The organism is Blautia acetigignens (assembly GCF_025566865.1).
GTDB classification, from domain to species: Bacteria; Bacillota; Clostridia; order Lachnospirales; family Lachnospiraceae; genus Blautia_A; species Blautia_A acetigignens.
This window is the reverse complement of sequence record NZ_JAOQJM010000005.1, coordinates 40,794-60,934: the sequence shown is the minus strand read 5'-3', so window position 1 is coordinate 60,934 and position 20,141 is coordinate 40,794. Positions and strand designations below refer to the sequence as shown.

The 20,141-nt window shown below is 44.6% G+C and carries 29 protein-coding genes; 5 read left to right on the top strand and 24 right to left on the bottom strand.

Going from position 1 to position 20,141, the window contains the following annotated elements:
• Positions 1-115 precede the first annotated feature (115 nt).
• From OCV70_RS07955 to OCV70_RS07885, 15 genes are read right to left on the bottom strand one after another with little or no spacing between them, the layout of a single operon-like run.
• Positions 116-1,114 carry an ATP-binding protein gene (locus OCV70_RS07955; RefSeq protein ID WP_262579544.1) on the bottom strand — a complete coding sequence of 333 codons (999 nt, stop codon included), beginning with the start codon at positions 1,112-1,114 and terminating at the stop codon, positions 116-118.
• Complete coding sequence (locus OCV70_RS07950) at positions 1,041-2,024, bottom strand: hypothetical protein (protein WP_262579543.1); 984 nt, start codon at positions 2,022-2,024, stop codon at positions 1,041-1,043. Before OCV70_RS07950 ends, OCV70_RS07955 begins: the two co-directional genes overlap by 74 nt.
• Before the next feature lie 14 nt (positions 2,025-2,038).
• The gene (locus OCV70_RS07945; protein ID WP_262579541.1) at positions 2,039-2,740 is read right to left on the bottom strand and encodes an MBL fold metallo-hydrolase; all 702 of its coding nucleotides are present in this window, start codon (positions 2,738-2,740) and stop codon (positions 2,039-2,041) included.
• Positions 2,740-3,849, bottom strand: coding sequence for a recombinase RecT (locus OCV70_RS07940; RefSeq protein ID WP_262579539.1), 1,110 nt, complete (start codon positions 3,847-3,849; stop codon positions 2,740-2,742). Before OCV70_RS07940 ends, OCV70_RS07945 begins: the two co-directional genes overlap by 1 nt.
• Positions 3,850-3,852: 3 nt before the next feature.
• A complete protein-coding gene (locus OCV70_RS07935) occupies positions 3,853-4,044 on the bottom strand; it encodes a DUF6011 domain-containing protein (protein WP_015525409.1) in 192 nt (63 codons plus the stop codon).
• Complete coding sequence (locus OCV70_RS07930) at positions 4,044-4,337, bottom strand: hypothetical protein (RefSeq protein WP_110103684.1); 294 nt, start codon at positions 4,335-4,337, stop codon at positions 4,044-4,046. Before OCV70_RS07930 ends, OCV70_RS07935 begins: the two co-directional genes overlap by 1 nt.
• 2 nt (positions 4,338-4,339) lie before the next feature.
• Positions 4,340-6,295: an ATP-binding protein gene (locus OCV70_RS07925; protein ID WP_262579535.1), complete on the bottom strand. Its 1,956-nt coding sequence runs from the start codon at positions 6,293-6,295 to the stop codon at positions 4,340-4,342.
• Positions 6,292-6,747: a hypothetical protein gene (locus OCV70_RS07920; protein WP_262579534.1), complete on the bottom strand. Its 456-nt coding sequence runs from the start codon at positions 6,745-6,747 to the stop codon at positions 6,292-6,294. The genes OCV70_RS07925 and OCV70_RS07920 overlap by 4 nt, the downstream gene beginning before the upstream one ends.
• 60 nt (positions 6,748-6,807) lie before the next feature.
• Complete coding sequence (locus OCV70_RS07915; protein ID WP_262579533.1) at positions 6,808-7,044, bottom strand: hypothetical protein; 237 nt, start codon at positions 7,042-7,044, stop codon at positions 6,808-6,810.
• Positions 7,019-7,351, bottom strand: a complete 333-nt coding sequence (locus tag OCV70_RS07910) for a hypothetical protein (RefSeq protein ID WP_110103687.1) — start codon at positions 7,349-7,351, stop codon at positions 7,019-7,021. The genes OCV70_RS07915 and OCV70_RS07910 overlap by 26 nt, the downstream gene beginning before the upstream one ends.
• Before the next feature lie 11 nt (positions 7,352-7,362).
• Entirely contained in the window at positions 7,363-7,641 is a 279-nt protein-coding gene (locus OCV70_RS07905; protein ID WP_110103688.1) for a hypothetical protein, read from the bottom strand.
• Complete coding sequence (locus tag OCV70_RS07900; protein ID WP_262579528.1) at positions 7,619-7,879, bottom strand: hypothetical protein; 261 nt, start codon at positions 7,877-7,879, stop codon at positions 7,619-7,621. Before OCV70_RS07900 ends, OCV70_RS07905 begins: the two co-directional genes overlap by 23 nt.
• Complete coding sequence (locus OCV70_RS07895) at positions 7,879-8,073, bottom strand: helix-turn-helix domain-containing protein (RefSeq protein WP_015525402.1); 195 nt, start codon at positions 8,071-8,073, stop codon at positions 7,879-7,881. Before OCV70_RS07895 ends, OCV70_RS07900 begins: the two co-directional genes overlap by 1 nt.
• An 18-nt stretch (positions 8,074-8,091) precedes the next feature.
• The gene (locus OCV70_RS07890) at positions 8,092-8,592 is read right to left on the bottom strand and encodes a hypothetical protein (protein ID WP_262579522.1); all 501 of its coding nucleotides are present in this window, start codon (positions 8,590-8,592) and stop codon (positions 8,092-8,094) included.
• Between the two features lie 45 nt (positions 8,593-8,637).
• Positions 8,638-8,859, bottom strand: a complete 222-nt coding sequence (locus OCV70_RS07885) for a helix-turn-helix transcriptional regulator (protein WP_262579521.1) — start codon at positions 8,857-8,859, stop codon at positions 8,638-8,640.
• Positions 8,860-9,080: 221 nt separating this feature from the next.
• On the opposite strand from OCV70_RS07885, the gene OCV70_RS07880 reads away from it, so the two are divergent.
• From OCV70_RS07880 to OCV70_RS07865, 4 genes are all read left to right on the top strand, one after another.
• Positions 9,081-9,461 (top strand): helix-turn-helix domain-containing protein, encoded by a 381-nt coding sequence (locus tag OCV70_RS07880; protein ID WP_262579519.1) that lies wholly within the window; start codon positions 9,081-9,083, stop codon positions 9,459-9,461.
• Positions 9,462-9,474: 13 nt separating this feature from the next.
• On the top strand, positions 9,475-10,227 hold the full coding sequence (locus tag OCV70_RS07875; protein ID WP_262579518.1) for a hypothetical protein: 753 nt from the start codon (positions 9,475-9,477) through the stop codon (positions 10,225-10,227).
• Positions 10,228-10,407: 180 nt separating this feature from the next.
• Entirely contained in the window at positions 10,408-10,620 is a 213-nt protein-coding gene (locus OCV70_RS07870; protein WP_262579516.1) for a hypothetical protein, read from the top strand.
• Positions 10,607-11,722, top strand: coding sequence for a site-specific integrase (locus tag OCV70_RS07865; RefSeq protein WP_262579515.1), 1,116 nt, complete (start codon positions 10,607-10,609; stop codon positions 11,720-11,722). The genes OCV70_RS07870 and OCV70_RS07865 overlap by 14 nt, the downstream gene beginning before the upstream one ends.
• Positions 11,723-11,945: 223 nt before the next feature.
• On the opposite strand, the gene OCV70_RS07860 is transcribed toward OCV70_RS07865, so the two are convergent.
• The 8 genes from OCV70_RS07860 to OCV70_RS07825 all read right to left on the bottom strand — a co-directional run bounded on the left by OCV70_RS07860 (position 11,946) and on the right by OCV70_RS07825 (position 17,537).
• The gene (locus OCV70_RS07860) at positions 11,946-12,125 is read right to left on the bottom strand and encodes a hypothetical protein (RefSeq protein ID WP_028086473.1); all 180 of its coding nucleotides are present in this window, start codon (positions 12,123-12,125) and stop codon (positions 11,946-11,948) included.
• A gap of 135 nt (positions 12,126-12,260) precedes the next feature.
• Positions 12,261-13,715, bottom strand: a complete 1,455-nt coding sequence (locus OCV70_RS07855; protein WP_114001563.1) for an RNA-binding domain-containing protein — start codon at positions 13,713-13,715, stop codon at positions 12,261-12,263.
• Positions 13,716-13,854: 139 nt separating this feature from the next.
• Positions 13,855-14,241, bottom strand: a complete 387-nt coding sequence (locus OCV70_RS07850) for a helix-turn-helix domain-containing protein (RefSeq protein ID WP_044924454.1) — start codon at positions 14,239-14,241, stop codon at positions 13,855-13,857.
• 184 nt (positions 14,242-14,425) lie between these two features.
• Positions 14,426-15,199: a DUF134 domain-containing protein gene (locus OCV70_RS07845; RefSeq protein WP_073106964.1), complete on the bottom strand. Its 774-nt coding sequence runs from the start codon at positions 15,197-15,199 to the stop codon at positions 14,426-14,428.
• A 98-nt stretch (positions 15,200-15,297) separates the two neighbouring features.
• A complete protein-coding gene (locus OCV70_RS07840) occupies positions 15,298-15,882 on the bottom strand; it encodes a 4Fe-4S binding protein (RefSeq protein WP_114001564.1) in 585 nt (194 codons plus the stop codon).
• The gene (locus OCV70_RS19680) at positions 15,879-16,067 is read right to left on the bottom strand and encodes a 4Fe-4S binding protein (protein WP_114001582.1); all 189 of its coding nucleotides are present in this window, start codon (positions 16,065-16,067) and stop codon (positions 15,879-15,881) included. Before OCV70_RS19680 ends, OCV70_RS07840 begins: the two co-directional genes overlap by 4 nt.
• 131 nt (positions 16,068-16,198) lie before the next feature.
• Positions 16,199-16,525 (bottom strand): hypothetical protein, encoded by a 327-nt coding sequence (locus tag OCV70_RS07830; protein ID WP_222891074.1) that lies wholly within the window; start codon positions 16,523-16,525, stop codon positions 16,199-16,201.
• A 91-nt stretch (positions 16,526-16,616) separates the two neighbouring features.
• Positions 16,617-17,537 carry a response regulator gene (locus OCV70_RS07825; RefSeq protein ID WP_114001565.1) on the bottom strand — a complete coding sequence of 307 codons (921 nt, stop codon included), beginning with the start codon at positions 17,535-17,537 and terminating at the stop codon, positions 16,617-16,619.
• A gap of 110 nt (positions 17,538-17,647) precedes the next feature.
• On the opposite strand from OCV70_RS07825, the gene OCV70_RS07820 reads away from it, so the two are divergent.
• On the top strand, positions 17,648-18,331 hold the full coding sequence (locus OCV70_RS07820) for a Crp/Fnr family transcriptional regulator (RefSeq protein ID WP_114001566.1): 684 nt from the start codon (positions 17,648-17,650) through the stop codon (positions 18,329-18,331).
• A 118-nt stretch (positions 18,332-18,449) separates the two neighbouring features.
• On the opposite strand, the gene OCV70_RS07815 is transcribed toward OCV70_RS07820, so the two are convergent.
• The gene (locus OCV70_RS07815) at positions 18,450-20,141 is read right to left on the bottom strand and encodes an FAD-dependent oxidoreductase (protein WP_118439903.1); all 1,692 of its coding nucleotides are present in this window, start codon (positions 20,139-20,141) and stop codon (positions 18,450-18,452) included.

The following is a 20,141-nucleotide window of genomic DNA, read 5'->3' as shown; positions in this document are numbered from 1 at the left end:
GGCACTCTCGGCTTTATCCGTATGCCCTGCCCGTATATCGGCGCATCTTCATGGCCGTATATAACAGGAGTGTCCTTTGTACAATCCAGGTCTTTTATATATCCTGTGTTCTCCATCAGCGCGCCCTCCAACTCTCCCACGTCATATCAATCCCGACGCATGTCTCTTTCAGGCGGTCCAGGGTTTTCTCTGCGTTCCTGCTGTCTCCGCTCTCCGGAGTCATACGCTGCACCAGCTCCGGGCCGCTGTAATTTGTTGTGATGATCGTCGGCATATATCCCTCATACCTGGCGTTTATAATGGCAAATATCTTGCTCACGCCCCACTCCGTCGGCTGCTCGCTGCCTATGTCGTCAATGATCAGGAGCGGCACATCCTCGTACTGGCTCAGGATGTATGCTTCGTCTACGTCACTGCCAGCTGCCTTGTATGTTTCCCGGATCCTGTCCAGCAGGTCAATCATGGTCATGCAGATGCAGGCCGTTCCCTCACTGATCAGCTGGTTTGCAATGGCCGCTGCCAGGTGGGTCTTTCCGGTACCATACCCGCCTGCCATAAACAGGCCGTTGCGCTCAATCTCCGGCGGCGTTACGTGGTTGCGGTCGTTCTTGACTGGGCGCATACGCTGGAAGTTGTCGGCGTACTTCTTTGCCTGGGTGTATGCCTGGCGGCGTCCCTGGGTGTCCTGGACAAAATTCTCAAAACGTCTGTTCTGGAATCTTGCTTTCATGCCGCTGCGCTCCATCATACTACGGAACCGCTGCATTTCTTCCTCCCTGGCTTTCTGTTCTGCCTCAGCTGCCTTGCGGGCCTCTTCCTTTGCATCCCAGTCTTTCCAGAAGTCCTGCGCCTTGCTGCATGTGCAGCGCTCCGGGCGACTCTTCCATATGATCACATGTCGCGGCGCTACCGGGCTAACCAGGCCGTAATATTCCAGCTTTCTGCCACAATACTTGCAGCTTACTGTTTCCGGTACCGGCTCCGGCACGCTGTACCCCTCTCTCAGAGCTTCCGCGGTGCTTATGCTGTACTTGTCCGGCTTAGTAGTCTCCGACTGTGTGGAACCCTGCTGTATGGCTTCCTGCGGCATTGCTGCCATTGTTGCTGTGCTCATTTACGCTTACCTCCTCGCTTATATCCTCCCAGCGTCCTTGATTCAACCAGGTCAACGGCATAGGCACATACCCGCGTTTCCAGTCGCTGCTCTGCTTGCTTACCTCAATGGCGTGGAGTATATGCTCAGTCATTTCCTCGTCTGGCTTGATCAGCTTCCACTTCTTCCAGCACGCCGGTTTTGCTCTCTTCCGCACTGCCGGAAAGGCGTCCCAAAATCTGCAAAAGCTCTTTTCCAGCGGCGTCTTGGCTGTTTTCCAGTCAGGACTCTGCTGTCTTTTACCTGGCTTTGCCTCTTCCTCGTTGTCAAGCTCCTCCGGTTCCGGGGCGGTCTGTTGCTCGGCAACGACCGTATGTTTTTTAGTATCAGGTATCAGAGAATCCGGTATCAGAGAATCAGCAGGGCTTTTCTTGTGCTGTTCTTGTGTTTGCACTGTACTTGCACCGTGCATGTATTGTGTTTTTGTGTTTTCCTGCTCTTTTTCGGTCTGATAAGTCCGGAGGTCTTGGCTGTTTTCAGCTGTTCCCGTGCGCCCTTTTACGTGGATTCCTGCCACAACGCCTAGGCCCATATCCTCGCCGGGTGCAGGTATTACACTGGCCTGCTCTTTACAGTGCGGATTCTGGTGTTTCAAGAAGTTTATTACCTGTATGTATTTCTCTCCTGCGATCTCGTATCGCTGTATAAATCCGTTGTCATTCAGCTGCTGCAGCATGGTGTCAACATCATCTGCAGTCACATCATCATAGCCCAGCAGCTCCTTTTTTATCCGCTTGGGGCGGTCCTGTAAACGCCCCTCACGGTCCGCCAGGCACCACAAGCCTATAAATAATAGGCGGGTCAATGCCGGCAGTTCTCCCAGGATTTCATTGTCAAAAAATCCAGGCTTAATGTTCCTTGCTCTTGCCATTGTTCAGACCTCCTTTAGCACAAGTACACTTCTTTGCCTGTCAGGGCCTGCACGCGCCGCTTGAAGTCTGCGGCCTGGCTGTTGTCATTGCTCAGGTGTAACAGGTAAACCTGCTGCAGCCTGCTTAAATCAAACGATTCCAGCGTTTTTATAACTGTTTCAATGTTCATGTGCGAGCCTATGGTTCTTTTGGCTCTGGCAGCATGTATACGGCCCTCTTTTACGTTCTGCTCCATTGTCTCAGGGTCGTAATTGGCTTCCATCATTATGTGAGTCAAGCCTATAAAGGTATATTTGATGTAAACCGTATCAGTAAAGTAAAGTACCTTTTCCCCGGTCACTGTGCTCCGGATCAGGAAGCCCAGTGGCTCCGGTACGTCATGCTCAACATCAAAGGGAAGTACCTCAAACGTTCCTGCATGGAAGCTTTCCAGTGCTCGCACCGTGCAAATTCGGTGCCCGGTTAGGTTTGCCATGTCTGCTGTTCCCTGGCTGGTGTAAATATTCACGCCCATGCGAGCCAGCGCCTTTGCAGCTTTTACATGATCCCCGTGGCCATGTGTCACAAGACAGCCACTCAACTGTGACACCTTATAACCACATCCGGCTTGTATCTGTGCCAGCGGGATCCCCGCATCCAACAGCAAACTGCTTTGCCCGTCACTTATGTAATAGGCGTTGCCGCTGCTGCCGGATGCAATAGGGTTAATCAGCATTAAAACGTTGGTCCTGCTGCGCGGGTTGCTGTGTTGCGTGCCGCGGTGGTGTTACGTGCAGGCTGTGGCTGCGCCTGCTGCTTTGTAGGGTTTCCCAGGTCAAGAGCCTGCTGTCCTCCGTCGTCGGTCAAAAAGGCCGGCTGTGCTGGCTTCTGTGGTGTTTCCTGGGCTTCCGTGTCAATTACAACCTGGTTTGCTTCTGCATCGATCACTTCCTGGGTTTCCATCTGCGCCAGTCTGATCTCCTGCATACGCATGTACTCATAGGCGTCGTCAATCTTTTTCGGATCCCTTGGCATGTTCTTGGCGCTGTAAACCTCACGCTTTACGGTCTTGAGACACATTTCTTCAAACCAGCCCTCTGTTTCAACTTCCACTTTCTGGCCTTTCTCCCAGGCTGTTTTTTTGCCTCCCCAAAACTCTCCGGAAGCCTTTTCCGGCTTACGTTTTAAAATATCTTTCAGGGTCATGATGATCAGCTTGTTCTTGGTCGGCTCCGTATACTCAATATAGCCAAATCCTCCAACGATTCCCCCGCGGTCAAATGCGTTGTTGATCTCAAAATCATAGCTTTCAACTCGGTTTTCTCTGTTCTTTTTCAGTGGCTTAAAGGTATCTGTGCTGTAAACCAGCTCTACGGTAACGGATACCGGCTTTTCCAGTGCGTACTTTTCAGCAATGTACTGGATTCCGTTATATCCAGGCATCAGGTTGACCACGTACATCTTTGTGCCGGTTCTGGTTGCGCGATTGTTATCTTTAAACGGGATAGCGCTCAGGTGGTTGTCCTGCATCATATCCAGCCCCATGCGAGCATAGTGCACAACGTCCAGCGCCAGGGCGTTCAGGTCTACCGTGTTCCAGTTGATCGGATCCGGATTGTCCCACTTGTGATCCTTGTTATTTTCATTCTTGCTTACGCGCTTCTCCTCGGCCATCTTTAATGCTCTGTCAGTCGCAATAAAATAACCCTGGATCAGCTGTCTCTGGTAATCAGTTACCTGGATGCTTCCGGCCACGTTGCTGCCGAACTCCTTTAAAACCTTGTTTGTAAAAGCCTCGCTGTTGCTCAGGCTCTCTGTTTTCTGTACTGTCATTTCGTTTGCCATGTTCTACTCCTCCATATTCTTAAATAAATCGTCAAAGGTCATTTGTCCGGGTATCGGTTTCTTTTCATCTTCCTCAGCTTGTGCCTTTGCAGCGCACTGGCAACCATACCCTTTTTCTACTGCTTCCGCGCTGGTCAGGAGTCTGCCGCACCGCTTACACCTGCGGGCGCGGATTGTAAAAATTTCGCCGTCCATTAGTTGCCTTTCGGTACTTTCGTCATAAACACAATGCTTTTCGTGTTCTTGCGGAAAGTATCTGCAATATTTCCTGCGCCAGGTACCGTTTTCTTGTAGGTACTCGCCAGTTCTTCCAGTGCGGCAATGATCAGCGGTGCCTCGTCCGGGTCCAGTGCTCCAACCTCTGTATTAAACAGGTTTGTCCAGTAATTCATGCCGTTAGTTAATTCCTTGTTAAATTCTCCAAAATCCTGCTTTTCTACGGCTTTCTTAAAACCATTCATTAAAAACTGCGGGTGTACTCTTGTCATGCTCACTTGTCTCCTCTCTCAAATCTCAGGGTCTTGTCTGGTTCGGATACCACCAGGCGGATAACCTGTGTTTCTGTATGTGTCAGCTTTGTAACAGACTCCGCATTGTCCACAAAGACCGGAAGCTCTACGCCGTAATACTCGGCCAACGTGTCAATCAGTTCCAGGCCTGCATTGATACGTGCTGCGTTGTTCGCGCTCTTAAATGGCACCAGGCCAGTTTTACAAGGTACCAGGGCCTCACAATCGTCTGCAATGCCGCCGTTCTGCTGTTCGATAAACAACCGGAAACGCAAGGTTTTAAAGCGGCTGTTGATTTTCTCGTCCAGGAGCTTTGTTTTCGCTTTTACAAACTGCTCGCAAAGGTAAATGCCTTTCTGAAGCTGCTCATATTTCGCTGCCAGCTCCTCCTCTTTCTTTTCCAGCTGGGTGATTCTCTCGTCCTGTTTCTTAACCATTGCCAGCTGTGCCTTTTTGCTCTGTTCAGCTTCCAGGCGAGCGTCCAGTTCTTTCAGCTGTCCGCTCAGCACATTGTCTGCCTCAGCAGCTGCCGCTCTGACATCTTTCAGTTTTTCCTGCAGGCTCTCAATCTGCTCTGTAAACTGCCTGTACTCGGCTGTGTCCTTATAGTCCGTTGTTGCAAGTACCGCTTTTTCAGCTGTTGCCAGGTTCTGCGCTGTTTCTGCTTTCTTCTCTTTCAGTTCCACCAGGCGAGCGTCCAGGGCTTCAATTTCGTCCTGCTCTTTCTTAATCATGCCGCTGCTGCACTCTGTCATGCCGCGCTTGTTGATTGTTTCCAGGTTCTGTGCCTTGGCTGTATTGAAGTTTTCCTTTGCTTCCTCAATTTGCTCTGCCGGAAGCTGCTGGCCGCATGTCGGGCAAATCTCCGATCCGGTCCATTCCTTTTCATTTTCCTCATTCCACTCCGCCAGGAGCTGCTCTCTTCTGCGGTTCAGGCGCTGGATTTCGTTTTCATGCTCGCGCTTGTCCTGCTCGGTGTGCATGATATCCGTTTCAATGGTACTTGCCATATAGCGGAGGTTGCTGATCCGCTCGTAGGCTCCTTTGTTTGCCTCGGCTTCTGCTCTCACATGTTTGGCCTCTCCGGCAGCTCTCTGGCTTTCCAGTTCTGCGATCTGCTGTCGGATGGTTGTTGTCGCTCCGGATTCTCTGGCAGCCCTCTGGCTTTCCAGTTCCCGGCGCTTCTCTTTAATCTCTGCCATGGTGTTGTCAATGGTCTGTGCATCCAGGCCCGCAACGTCCGGCTTTGCTTTCTCTGCCTCGTCAATACGCTGCGGGATGTCGTCCAGTTCTTTGTCTGTCAGGTTCTTCTCCTTTGCGGCAATGGCTCTGTATTCGTCCACGGTATAATAATTTTCTGCCTTTCCAGGCTTGCGGAGCATTTCCGGAAGTTCTCTCAACAGGTCGCCCTGGCTCTCAATAACCTCATTAAAATCCGCATCCCCGCACACCTGTAACAGGATTTTGCGGCGGTCTGCTACTTTCATGTTTTCCAAAAAGTAGTTGTAAGAGGTCAGCATCTTTGCCAGTTCTTCATCATGGTAAATTTCCAGCAGATTCTTTTTAAACTGGGTTTCGCTTACCGGTACCCCGTCCATGCTGTAATCTGTTGTGTGTCCGGATAACACTGGCTGCGGGTTTCCTTTAATGGTCTTGTAAACTTCGTGGTAATCTTTTTTCAGTACCATTTCTGAACCGTCTGCCAGTTCCACGGTCATTTCCACGCTATGGTGCAGGTTATGGCTGCCGGTGGTTTTTGGTGTGTAGTTCTTTTCTGTGGTGCTCGGCTTGCCGTACATCAGCCAGGTAAAGGCATTGTATACGGTGCTCTTGCCGGTTCCGTTATCGCCATAGATCGCGCTGCTTTCGCCCTGCGGGTCAATTTCCAGTTCTTTCACGCCCTGGAAGTTTTCCAGTCTCATTTTCAATATCTTCATGCCTTAGCTCCTTTCATGCTCTGCACGGTCGCTTTCATGGCCACCGCCATATTTTTCAGTTGTTCATGCAGCTTTTCAAATGTCTCCGGCTCAATGCCTGTGAAGCTGATCCCGTCGCCCTCGTACACATCCGTAACAAAAAGCACGTTCCCAACAATCCGCTGGCCATGCTGGTCAACTCCGTACAAATAGCTGCCGATCAGGTTTGTCTCATTGTCCTTGAGCAGTCCCTCCTCGTCGATCAACATGCTCACGCACTTGCTATTGCTTCTTTTTACGTGGTTGCTGTGTCCCAGCTCGTTGTACAGTCTTACCGGCATAACGTGCTCGATCATGTCGCACCCGTTCCCGATCAGCTCGTACAATGCTCGATTTTGTTCTCTCATGTTTCCCTGCGGAAAATCATGTACAGTAACTTCTAAATCTGTGCTAACCTTAATAATTTTGCTCATTTACGATTCCTTTCTCTCATGCTATAATAAGCACAAGCGGTTATTTGATAACTGCGGGTTTCATGCCTCGGACGCTTTGGTCGGTGTCACCGGGGCATTTTCTTTGCACAATTCCATAAAAGCAAGGCTAAAAATTTCCCAGCTCAACGCTGCCTTTGCCTCCTGGATCAGCTGCTCTCTGTAATATGGTTTGCGGCGTTCTCCGTTCGCATCCCCGTATCTGCTTATTATGTACTGCAGCTTTCTGTCTGCGCGTTCCTGCGCTTTCTGCTCAATACTCTCCTCCATTGTCCTCAATAGCTTCTGCCTCCTGTCTTGCTTCTCTCAGGCCAATTTCACGGCCCCATAAAAACATCATTGCCAGTGCCGGAAATACTAAAACCTCGCCGCCCAGGCCTCCGGTTCTGCTGTCCATCACTGCAAACACCATAAGCCCGATCTTTACCAGCGCGCCCCCGGTCAGGATCATTGCTCCCAGGTTAATGCCTGCCGCAATACATCTTTCCAGCTTTACGCGGCGCTTGATGGCTTCCTTTCTCGGTGCCAGCTTTTCCTCAACTACAAAGACCTCTGTTTCTCTGTGCATTACTGTCTTTCTTGTCATGTTGTTCCTCCTTATACATCCAGCAGCGTTTTCTGCTCCGGTTCCTCAGCTTCTGTTCTCTGTGCTGCCTTTCCGATGATCGTCTTGGCTCTGTCCTTAAATGCCTCAATCTCTTCCAGTGGTACGTTTACCGCTGTGACCATTCCCTGGCTTGTGTTGTCCGGGCTTACCACTGCAATATCCACAATGTCGCCAACCTCAACCGGTGCCGGTGTGTAAAATGTGTACTCTCTTCCGGATGGCTGTCCGGCTCTTAAATATTTGAGCTTAATTACGTTTGTTTTCTCCATCTTCCTTGCCTCCTGCTTTTCTGTATTTCATAAATGCCTTCCAGTCGTCGCTTAATACCAGCGCCGCGGCCTCGCATATAATGACATGTTTTACAAGTTCCAGGCTGTCCAGCTGTGCGTTTTCAGCTCCTGCAAATCCCTTTTTCTTTGTGTACCCGATCAGGGTATCAACTGCCTGCTTCAATGCTTCCGGGTTGCTTTCCTGGTGCTCTAAAAACTTCCATGTGTTATCTGCCATCAATACATCCTTTCTTCCAGGTACCTCCTGGATACTCGGCCGGCTGTTACAATCTTGCCTTTTGCTTCCAGCTCTTTATTTAGCTGTCGCATAATCTTGTATGCGTGGCTTTCTGATATATCCAGCATGGCTGCCACGTCTGCCACTCTCAAAAACTTAGGTGGTTCTTTTGTAGCTGCTGCCGTTCTTCCCATGCTCCTGCACCTCTTTTCTTAATCCGGATACCCTTTGCGGGCTTCAATCTTTTCTATGGCGGCCAGCATTTCATCAACCTTTTGCCGGGCTTCTGTAAACCGTCTTTTTATTTCCGGTACCATTTCAAGCTCCTCCGGTGTTATTACCCCGTCCTCAACAATCTCTGCAAATTCTGTGAGGGCGTCTTGCATGTCGTCCATGTGTCTCCTCATTCGGAGCACGCATCTTTCTGGCGGCATGTCGCTGATCTCCGCGATTCTGTCTTTTCCCAACGGGCACTCATTAGCACAATACCAGGCTCTCAATTCCGGCTCCGCGTATGCGTCAGCCATAAGTGCCACAACCGTGTTTGGGGTTTTTGTTATGTCCAGCTCGTACTTTTTCAGGCTGTCCTCTGTAACCCCTGGCAAGTAGTCAACAACTCCGGCTCTCGTCAAGAGCTTTTCGTTGTACTTTGCCGCTTTCAGTCGTGCCTGGCAGTACCTGTTGCCCGCCGCTTTTGTTACTCGGCTTTGCATTTATTCCTCCTTTTTCCAGTGGTATCATATTCTTAAAGCATGAACTTAATCTGGAAAAAAAACCGCCAATTTTTCTAAATCTGTCATATGCAGAAAATCTGCGATTTTATTTGCGGTTCCTGTATCAATGGCATACAGGCCTACTTCCATAGAGCAGTAACAGCTTTTGCTTTTATAGCCAATAGCCTCCGCCACTTCTGCCTGTGTCTTGCCTCGATTTTTCCGGATTTCTCTCAGTAGTTCAAGGTTTGCACGCTCTTTACTCATTCTTTTCAGCTCCTCTCGCATTCTTGTTTTGAGATTCTATTTTGTTTTTAATCTTTGTATTGCGAACCTCTTAACTGTAAGATACATCTTATTTTAAGAACTGTCAAGCGTTATTTATCTTGTTTTAAGATATTTTTATAGTGCTATTGGATTTTCATGGCGAATATGGTACATTATTCATAATAGTTCATGTTTTAAGAACTTAATAAGGAGGTAGCGTTATGGCTACTATGCAAGAAAGAATTAGAAAATTGCGCGTTGACGCCCATCTTACTCAGCAGGAACTTGGTGCCGTCTTAGGTGTTGCAAAAAATACTATTTCTCAATACGAAACCGGGCGGAATGCTCCTAACGACGATATAAAAATAGCCATGGCAAACTATTTCAATGTTTCCATGGACTACTTAATGGGCAAAACAGATGTTCCAGGGTTTGATTCTCGCACTCCTCCGGTAATCGCAACAAAAGTTACTGAATCAGGTATAAACATGTTTCACACATACCTAGATCTGTCCGCTTCTAATCAATTAAAAGTAAACGACTACGTTCAAATGCTCAGCGAATGGGAGTCTGTATACAACGGCAAAAATGGTAAAAAATAATAGGAGGGCTACTATGAAAAAGAAATTATTATTTGTTTCCTTAACAGCAGTATCACTAACTTTATCTCACCCTATCGGTGTCATAGCCTCATCAGAAGTAAAAAACGAAACTTCTGATTCTGCCAATCAGAGCGAAATATCTTTTAGAGGCCTCCCTTGGTGGGGCACAAAGCAGGACACAGAAAAAGTTTTAGTTGAAAGCGGAGCGGAAATACTGTCCGCTGCTTTTGAAAATGATATTCTTCGAATGGGTGGGATAGACTTCATAAATACCACTTCCGGCAAGGACAGGGTTGATGGCGGCGGAATAGTAAGCCGATATTCCGGAATTGAAGTTGCAGGTTATAAACCTAGTGATACATATGCATGTTATATATACCAACTGAACTCCGATGGCTCCATCGACAAAACAAATGAAAACGCTTTATTTTACTTTGGCTGGTATACTTTCAGTTCTAACGACTACATTGACGGCGAGGGTGTTTATAATGATTTAAGTCAAAAGCTCACCTCTTTATACGGTGATGGCGAGGTTAATGATGAAAGTGATTATAACACAACCACAACTTGGCAAGACTATTCCAATAATCAAATCCGTTTACTACTTGGCGGCAAAACTAATGATGCTAAATATGTAACATTAGGTTACATGGCTGCGGACGCTGATTCAAAATTGGATGAAATGCAAGCATCCCTTAATGCAGAATCCGCATCTCAAGAAGCGCAACTACGCGAGGAAAACAAAAATAATACTTCTGGTTTATAAAAAATAGAAAACATTTGCTGAATATTCAAAAAATGCTCGCGGGCACCGGTCGGCTGCTCAGCAACGACCGTATGTTTTTTAGAATCAAGAATAGGGAATCAGGATTCAGGATTCAGCACGGCTTTTCTAGTGTCTGCATTGTACTTGCACCGTGCTTTAATTTTTAACATGGAGGTTCGTATGGAAAATTTAGAAATGCTTACGGGCACCTTTCCAGTTGCTCCGGATCAGCTGGCGCATGATCTGGCCGTCGCAAAGCTCATTAAAAGCGGCACGGTACCGGCCTCAGCTTCCGGCTATACTTATTATGGTGCCTATATTAAATATTTACGGGAATTTGAAACAGTCATAGCCAACCGCATCCCGGAGGAGTCCGAAAATGTCAGTGGCTAAAGATCCCAAAACCGGCAAGTGGTACAGCAAATTCAGGTACACCGACTGGACCGGTAAAAGGGTGCAAAAGAAAAAAACGGGCTTCATAACCAAACGGGAAGCCCAGGAGTGGGAACGCGAATTTCTTACAAAAGCGGCTGCATCTTGTGACATGTCGTTCGCTTCCCTGGTAGAGCTGTATATGGCAGATTGTAAAACCAGGCTGCGCGCCACCACCTGGGAAAATAAGCAGCACCTTATTACAAAAAAACTGCTGCCCTATTTCGGCAGCACACCAATAAACCAGATCACGCCGCTCATGATCCGCAACTGGCAAAACACACTTATGGAGCTGCGGCAGCCAAATGGTAAACCGTACTCAAAAACGTACCTCAAAGCTATCAACAACCAGGTTGCTGCCATTCTTAACTATGCCGTCAAATACTACGGCCTCCCAGGCAGTCCGGCGGCGGTTGCTGGCAGCATGGGAAAATCAAAAGCGGATACAATGCTGTTCTGGACCGAGGACGAGTTCAAAACTTTCATTCAGGCCATAGACAAGCCAACGCCATACTGCGCTTTTAATGTCCTGTTTTATACCGGCATCCGCGAGGGGGAATTGCTGGCGCTCAGCTTGTCCGACTTCGATTTCACTAATCAGGTGCTGCATATTACTAAAAACTTTGCAGTGGCCAATGGCCAGGAAGTCATTTACGAGCCAAAAACACCAAAAAGCAAGCGCGATATTACCCTGCCGGATTTTCTTTGTGCTATTGTTCAGGATTATGCTGGCCGGCTTCTGGAATACGATCCGGACGACCGGCTGTTTCCATTTACAAAAAGCTGGGTAAACTCCCAGCTCCGTGCCGGCTGTAAAAAATCCGGCGTCAAGAAAATTCGTGTGCATGATTTCCGTCATTCTCACGCCAGCCTGCTCATTCACATGGGCTTTCCTATCCTGGCCGTGTCGGAGCGCCTGGGACACGAAAAGGTACAAACCACACTTGAACTTTATGGCCATCTGTACCCGGATGTGCATGGTAATGTGGCCCAGCAGCTTCAGGACAGTGCCGCCGCTGATCTGTCTCCGGCAGCATGGCAAAATGCACAAAAAAGCCTATAATTTTGGAATGTGGTACACTTCTGGTACACTTGAACAAAACAAAAGCCCGGAAACCCTTATTTTTCAATGGTTTCCAGGCTTTTTGCAATTATTCAAACTCCTTTGCGGACAGCATTTCATGACACGCAAAGGCTGTTATTAGAGACTTACGCTTCGAACATGTGTTCTGATTTTGTACTTTTCGCACAGCTTATGAAGAAATAAACTCCAAAATAACTCCATTCTACTCTTTGTTATTTTGTTGTTCTTCTCTTGCGTACAGGAGATCCAATGCCTGACATACAACACCACTCATGCTCTGATAGTGTCTTTCTGCATACTCAACAAGTCTCTGTTTTTGTTCTGGAGTCACCCGTACTCGTATGTTTTCTTCTTTGCCATCTTTTGGTGTTTTTCTAGCCAAACATATCACTTCCCTTCCACAAGTACAGTTTACTACTGATTACTACAAAATGTCAATCTGTTTTTGTTATTTATATATATATTCCCTTGGACTAATCTTGAGATATCTTGGACTAGTCTTGGACTAATTTACTTCTCACTCCTGTAGATCTTTATCTACAATCTCCCAGTAACCATTCTTTGGAGATCCATGTCTTATAAGAATACCATACTCTTTTAACTTCTTAATATTGTTCTCAATATTTCGACTGGCAACCCCAATTTTTTCAGCTAACTTAACTGCTGATAATTGATGATCTTCTGAAAGTAACTTTATAATCTTTTGCTGTGTATCGTTGAGGTCTGTTCTCCACACTACCTCCGATGCTTCTCCGATGCTTCTCCGATGCTTCTCCGATGTTTCTCTGATGTTTTCTTTTTCATTTGTCATCGGAAATGAATTACGGAACAGCTCTACCCGAAACATATTATCGAATTCCTGAAATCTCGGCTTCAAAAGTCCATACTCTTCTGCTGCATTAAGGATTCTTTTTATTCCGCTTCCCCATGCCTCTACAAGTCCCATCTGACTGAATATATTGGCAATGCCTTTATTCCGGATCTTCGAATGACCATTCATGACTTCCTCATAAGTCAATCCGTTATATAATCCACCCGGAGAAGTCACCTCCAGTCTGTCATCATAAACTGCGACCTGAATACAGGATTCGTCTAACAGGTTACGGTGACAATGGGCATTAATAATCATTTCCCTAATTGCTTCCGGCGGTAGCTCATATTTCTCTTTTCGCACCAATCCATCAATCGTTGCTCCAAGCCGAATATTTCTCAATACAAAATCTACTGCTTCTTCGATTTGTGTGTAAATCGGTCCTGTAAATTCTCTCTTATCCAGAAACACTGCACGATCTGTTCCCTTGAATACCGCACATTGTGTTTTAGAAAATGAGAAATAATCTGATGTCAGCAATGCATAGGCATTCGTTGCCAGAAGCTGTCCCTCACTCTGCTTTAAGATTTTCCAGTTTATCAGCTGCTCTTTCTTTACAGAATGTTCTGACATTCCTGCTTTCTTCCGGAACTTTTCGATATCCAGACAAAGTTTCTCTGTTGCTTCCTCTGAAACAGGATAACCCACACAAGTAAGCTCATCCCATGAGATTCTGGCACCTTCCATTTCCAGCTCTTTTATCTTCTCTGGAAATGCCTGTCTTGATGTACCTGCTACACGGATATAAGTGCCATTATCTTTTCCCTTTGATTTCAGATAATATGGTCTATTCTTTCCTGCTTCTACTGATACAACAATAACTGTTTTCCCATTTACCGTCTGCGGCTCAATATCAGGAATGATCTGCGGCACACAGGAATCAGAAACTGCATTGGCAATTCCATCCATCAGCTGAAACAACACATCATTTTCCACACCAACAATCTGGTGTGTTTTATCATCTACTCCAACAATCAGCTTGCCACCTTGTGTATTGGCAAAAGCTACGATTGTCTTCATGTACTTTTCACTTTTATCAGGTAAGGATACCTTGTACTCAATATTTTTCGATTCCCCGGAAAACATAGTATCTTCTACCATTCTTTCACTCCTACTCTATACTCGCACCACTGGTACGAATAATTCTATTTCCAGAGCAATCTTCTCTGGATCATTAACACTATTATACGTTCTATTCTTCTTTTCTATCAAGCAAGAAAACAAAACAGTTCATTTCTTCTTACCATTTTCTTCTGTTCTTTTTTGATGCCAGATAAAGTCTCGTCATCTCATCCATGAAAATAGTTTTGTCCTCATTGGTCATAGTTCCACTGGCAAATAAAGCAGCTACCTGTTCAAGAATCTGCCTTGCCTGTTTAGCACCAGCATATTCACTTGGCTCATCATTACCCAAGCACACGGTTTCATTATCATTCATAAGATAAGAAACCTGACACTGAAATGCATCTGCCAGTTTTTGATATAAACTACTCTGCTTCGGATATCGTCCTTCAACTTCCCAAGATCGAATTGTTCTATGAGAAACGCCCACCATATCACCCAGCTTTTGTTGAGTCATTTTTTTCTCTTTTCGCAACTTCCTAATTTTATCACCAAATGTTGTCATAAGTATACATCTTTCTCCTATGAGTTTTGTACATGCTTTATTTTTCTAACCACAATAAAAGTATATCATTATGCAAATAAAAAGAGAACCCGACATCACAAGCAAATTTGATGATGCGGGTTCCCTCTTTATAGATCAATACCTTTTATTTTTTCATCTTATGATCCGATGGCAATCTCACTTCTTAATGACAACTGTGGCTTCCACATCCATGCTCGCCACATGTATGTCCTTCCCCGTGGTTGTGCTCATGATGAGAACATTTCACATCCGGATTATACTCAAGTGTTTCATTGATAAAAGCTTCTACTGCTTCATCCGCATCTCCGGAAACTCCTCCGAAAAGCTTGATGCCTGCTGCCGCTAACGCTGTCTGTGCGCCGCCTCCAATTCCGCCACAAATCAAAACGTCTGCATTCAATGCATTAAGAACTCCTGCCAATGCGCCATGTCCACTTCCATTCGTATCTACTACTTCTGAATGTACTACTTTTCCTTCCTCTACATCGTAAATCTTAAATGTCTCTGTGTGTCCAAAGTGCTGGAAAATCTGTCCATTTTCATATGTTACTGCTATTCTCATGATACCTTCTCCTTTTTCTGCTGCATATTTTTTGTAAATTTCCTGTTTGTAACATCCTCCAAAGCTGCAGTTGCCGCTCTGACCGTCACAGATTCTGAAATCTCCGCCCTCAATTTTGAGTGGATGCCCGTCGATAAGTGCATCTGCGATCTTTTTCCTGGCGATCTCGTAAATTCGCTGGACCGTTGTTCTTGCGACTTGCATAGATGCTGCACACTGCTCCTGACTGTAACCTTTCTTGTCCAAAAGACGGATTGTCTCGTACTCATCTACCGTTAGAACAATGGGTGTTTTTTTCTCAGTATCATCTGCCGGAAGAAATTCTAAAACATTGGGGAAATGACAGACTTTTCTGCATTTTACTGGTCTCGGCATAAACTGCTCCTTTCTCGCTTTTCTTATATAATAGCCCTATAAAAGGCATATGTCAATAATGTTTTTGACATATGCCTTTTATGAATCACCTTATAGTATTACTTCTTTTCATTATTTTTTAATTTACAGATACCCTGCGTCATTGTTCCCATTGGACAAAATGTACACCAGGTTCGTGGCTTATATAACACCATTACGATCAACCCTAACAACAAAGATGTAAGCATCAAACTATAAAATCCAAAACTAAACTGTGCCACCCAATCAGCTACTGTTCCGGCAGTGTATGTCCATCCCCACGGAACACGGAAGGTCCAGAATAATTTGATGGCTTCACGCAAGGATGATGATCCGGCACCAACTAAATATGTCTGAAATACCATATTCCCAAACATTGTAAGGAAAAATATCAAAAAGCCGTATCGGAACCATTTTGAACTCATCCATCGCGGGGTTGGTTTATTTCTTGAGCATTTTAAATCCCCACCGAGCTTACTAAAAAGCTGGCCACGTCCACACAAATGATTACAGAAAAATTTATTTCCACCGAATATCGCTATTCCTAACGGCAACAGGAAATCAATCATCCCAAACCAAGCAAACAAAATATTAAAAAAACCGAGAGCAAAATAAAGGATCGCCCATATCCATAAATAATCATACCAATGTTTCTTTTTCTTCACATCGCTGTCCTCTCTTTCATTTCAATACAACCTGCCGGACAGGACTTTGCACATTTTCCACATCCTACACACACTGTTTCTTCTACCACAGCATAACATCCATGGTAAACTTTGACAGCTGCCAGCGGACAAGTATTTTCACATACTCCGCAGACAACACATCTTTTTTTATCGACACTTGCCATTCTTTTTGCCAATGCTTTGTTCCCCTTTCAAATTTTGTATCTCTATTGTACCTGAAAAAGGTAAATCCTTCTGTGATATTATTACATAAGAATTTACCTTGAACGCTAATCATTACAATGACATATTTTTATTATACATTACCTTTATATTTATATATGATGTTTAGAATTTCCTCAGTTGTTCGAATAATTTCTTTTTGTTTTTCTTTCATTGTTATAGATTTGCTTTCTTCTTCAGCTAACGAAGAGTAAAGGTGAATGGTATTAGCATGATTCCATATCTCATCGTAAATTTTCTCGATTTCATCAGCACTCCGAAATGCCTGGTCTGTTTGCATTTGCAAGTGTTCTCGTTGCTCTTCCAGATGATTCATCCGTTCTTGTAACTGATCCCTTTCTTTCTGCAATCGATCATGTTGTGCTTGCAGTTGATCTATTTGTATTTTAATTTCGCTCATCTTTTCTTTCTGTCTCCGCATAAGCATCATCAAATATACAACTACAACTACAAATACAAATAATAGTATTATGTACAGCATAAACTTCTCCTCACGACACATATATTTCGACGGTTTTCCGCAAATCAACTATTGATAATGGCATAGAAAGAACAGTTAGTTTTCCTGAATTCTTTTTAATTTCAACAGCATCAGGATTGCCTGTGATTAAAATTACAGGTGTTGTCCTGTCCGCACGCCATGGCTGATTCGGTTGGCTCGTCATATCTTCGGTAACAATCCAAAGATCCGGCTTATGTCTGCCTAATCTTGTTTTAGCACTTTCCGGTGTGTAAAACAGCATGATCTGATCTGAAATAAATTGCAATGTTTCTTTTAATCCTTTTGCATAACGTTCACTGCCACAGACCAGTGCAATAATAGAAGCAGCTTTCTTTTTTTGTGTTACCTGAATAAAATCCAAAACTGGTGTATTATAGAGACTAAAGTCTTTTTCCAAATGAACTTTATCATAATAATTCTTTGCTGCCTTGCACATCCTCAGACAAAACTGTTCTATGTCTATACGAATATCGTTTCCGTTCTCCTGTATGTTCATACTTTCCAACTGACAAACTGACATTCCACAGTTTAGTCCAAGATGAAAGCGTATATTATTTTCATCATTCAAAAATCCTTTATTTTGATGAAGATATTCACATCGAAGCTGCCAACAGCGTTCTCCGCAAATATATGGCTTTTCATCGGATTGAGATAGTTTAAAGTAGTCCCCTGCATATTCATCAAACCAGCGAATATACTGGGTTCCCACATCACGGGTCGGATTCTTTTGCCGATCCAGCATAACCCGGCCATCTCGATAATGTTTAACAATTTCCGGGAAAGCAATACCTCCGCAAATATCTGGCAAAGTCAATGCCAATGCCAGTGCAGACTGCCATCGTCTATCTACAATATTCAGTTCTACTTCTTCAATTCGGTCCAAAAATGTAAAACTGACATCTCCCTGCATTATTTATCCCTCCCTCATATTCACAACAGTCATGTACTATAGTCAGTATATTTTTATTTATGGCATATGTCAATTATGTAATTGACGCATCTAAAAAAAGTAAGTATACTATGTTCGTAAAGGAGATAACTGTTATGAGCTTCGAAAATTATTTTCCACTATGGAATGACTTAAATACAGCACAGAAAAAAGTAATTTCAGACAATTTGATTACACGGGATGTAAAAAAAGGAACGATCATTCACAACGGAAACCTGGATTGTACTGGATTATTACTGGTTAAATCCGGGCAGCTTCGAACTTACATACTTTCAGATGAAGGACGAGAAATTACACTTTACCGCCTGTTCGATATGGATATGTGTCTTTTATCCGCCTCATGTATCATGCAGTCCATTCAATTTGAAGTAACCATTGAAGCAGAAAAAGATACTGATCTTTGGATCATCCCTGCTGAAATCTATAAGGACATCATGAAGGAATCGGCTCCCGTCGCAAACTATACCAATGAATTAATGGCTAGCCGTTTTTCTGATGTCATGTGGCTGATTGAACAGATCATGTGGAAGAGTTTGGATAAGCGTGTTGCTTCATTTCTTTTAGAAGAGACCTCTATCGAAGGAACAAATGAACTGAAAATCACTCACGAAACTATCGCAAACCATCTTGGTTCCCACAGGGAAGTGATCACTCGAATGCTTCGATACTTTCAGGGCGAGGGTCTCGTCAAACTCTCACGCGGCAAAATCACCATCCTTGATTCGAAAAGACTGGAAACACTACAAAGATCATAAAACTGTTTTTCTATGACATCTAAAGAATCCTCCATTTATCAGAATTGTGAAAGTCATTCTAATAAATGGGGGATCTTTTTACGCTACAAGTAAATTATAAAATTATTGTGATTATTTTTTAATAATCCATACCACATGCATATGCCCTTTCAATCAGCGCACGGTCATTAACCACTGCATCATAGAAGCGGAATCCACCGGAGAAGTTGTATGTTTCATAACCGTTTCCTTCCAGAATACGGCTGGCAATGTAGCTGCGCAGACCACTTTGGCATATCAAGTAAACAGGCTTTCCCTTCTCAATTTCATTGATACGTTCCCTTAGTTCATCTACAGGAATATTTCTGAATCCATCCATATGCCCCCTGTTAAACTCACCTACAGTTCTCACATCCAGCAATACAACACTTTTATCTTTAGAAATCTTATCCATATCTTCCAGATGCCATTGTTTTAAGGTACCTTTTGCTATATTGTCTATCATGAATCCTGCCATATTTACAGGATCCTTGGCAGAGGAATACGGCGGTGCATATGCAAGATCCAGATCTTTCAGCTGGGTTGCCTTCAGCCCTGCATGAATTGCTGTTGCCAGCACATCAATACGTTTATCAACTCCTTCATATCCAATAATCTGAGCACCAAGCAAACGATAAGTCTCTTTTTCAAAAACCACCTTCATGGTCATCACTTTTCCACCAGGATAGTAACCGGCATGACTCATAGGAGAAAGAATTACTGTATCTACATCTAATCCTGACTTTTTGGCATTGGTTTCATTGATACCTGTAGTGGCTGCTGTCATATCAAATACTTTGATAACGGAGCTTCCCTGACTGCCCAGGTAACGGCTGTCACCACCACAAATATTATCAGCGATGATCCTGCCCTGCTTGTTGGCTGGTCCGGCCAAAGAGATCAGCGCATCATCACCCGTAACATAATGTTTTACCTGAACTGCATCACCTGCTGCATAAATATCCGGTACAGAAGTTTCCATTCTGTCATTCACTACGATACTTCCCTTGATGCCAAGTTCCAGACCAGCTTCTTTTGCTAATGCTGTGTCTGGTGTAACTCCGATTGCCAGCACCACCATATCAGCCTGAAGGGATGGATTATCTTTTAATAGAACCTCTACTCCATTGTCCTTTTCTTTAAATCCTTCTACTGTATAGCCCAGTACCAGTTTTATCCCATGCTTTCTCATTTCATTATGGATCATGGATGCCATATCCGGGTCAAATGGGTTCATCAGCTGCTTAGGCCGCTGGACAATTGTAACATCCATGCCAAGCTCCCTCAAATTTTCTGCCAGTTCCAGACCAATAAAACCGCCACCTGCCAATACAGCCGATTTTGGATGATTCTTATTTATATATTCCTTTATCCGAAAAGTGTCTTCTACAGTACGAAGTGTAAAAAGTTTATCCATACCTACTCCGGGAAGTCTCGGCTGTGTTGGCTTTGCACCTGGAGAGAGGATCAGCTTATCATAGTTTTCTTCAAATATCTCACCATTCTCTAAATTTTTCACTGAAACCGTTTTTCGTTCCGGATGTATGGAGATAACTTCATGATGAATTTTCATGTTAATACGGAATCGTTTAAAAAAACTCTCTGGTGTCTGTAGTGTAAGTTCTTCCGGGTCTGTGATCACGTCTCCGATATAATATGGAAGCCCACAATTCGCATAGGATATGTATCCGGATCTTTCAAACACAATAATTTCTGCATGTTCATCCAATCTTCGTATTCTTGCTGCAGCTGTAGCTCCTCCGGCTACACCGCCTACGATTATTACCTTCAT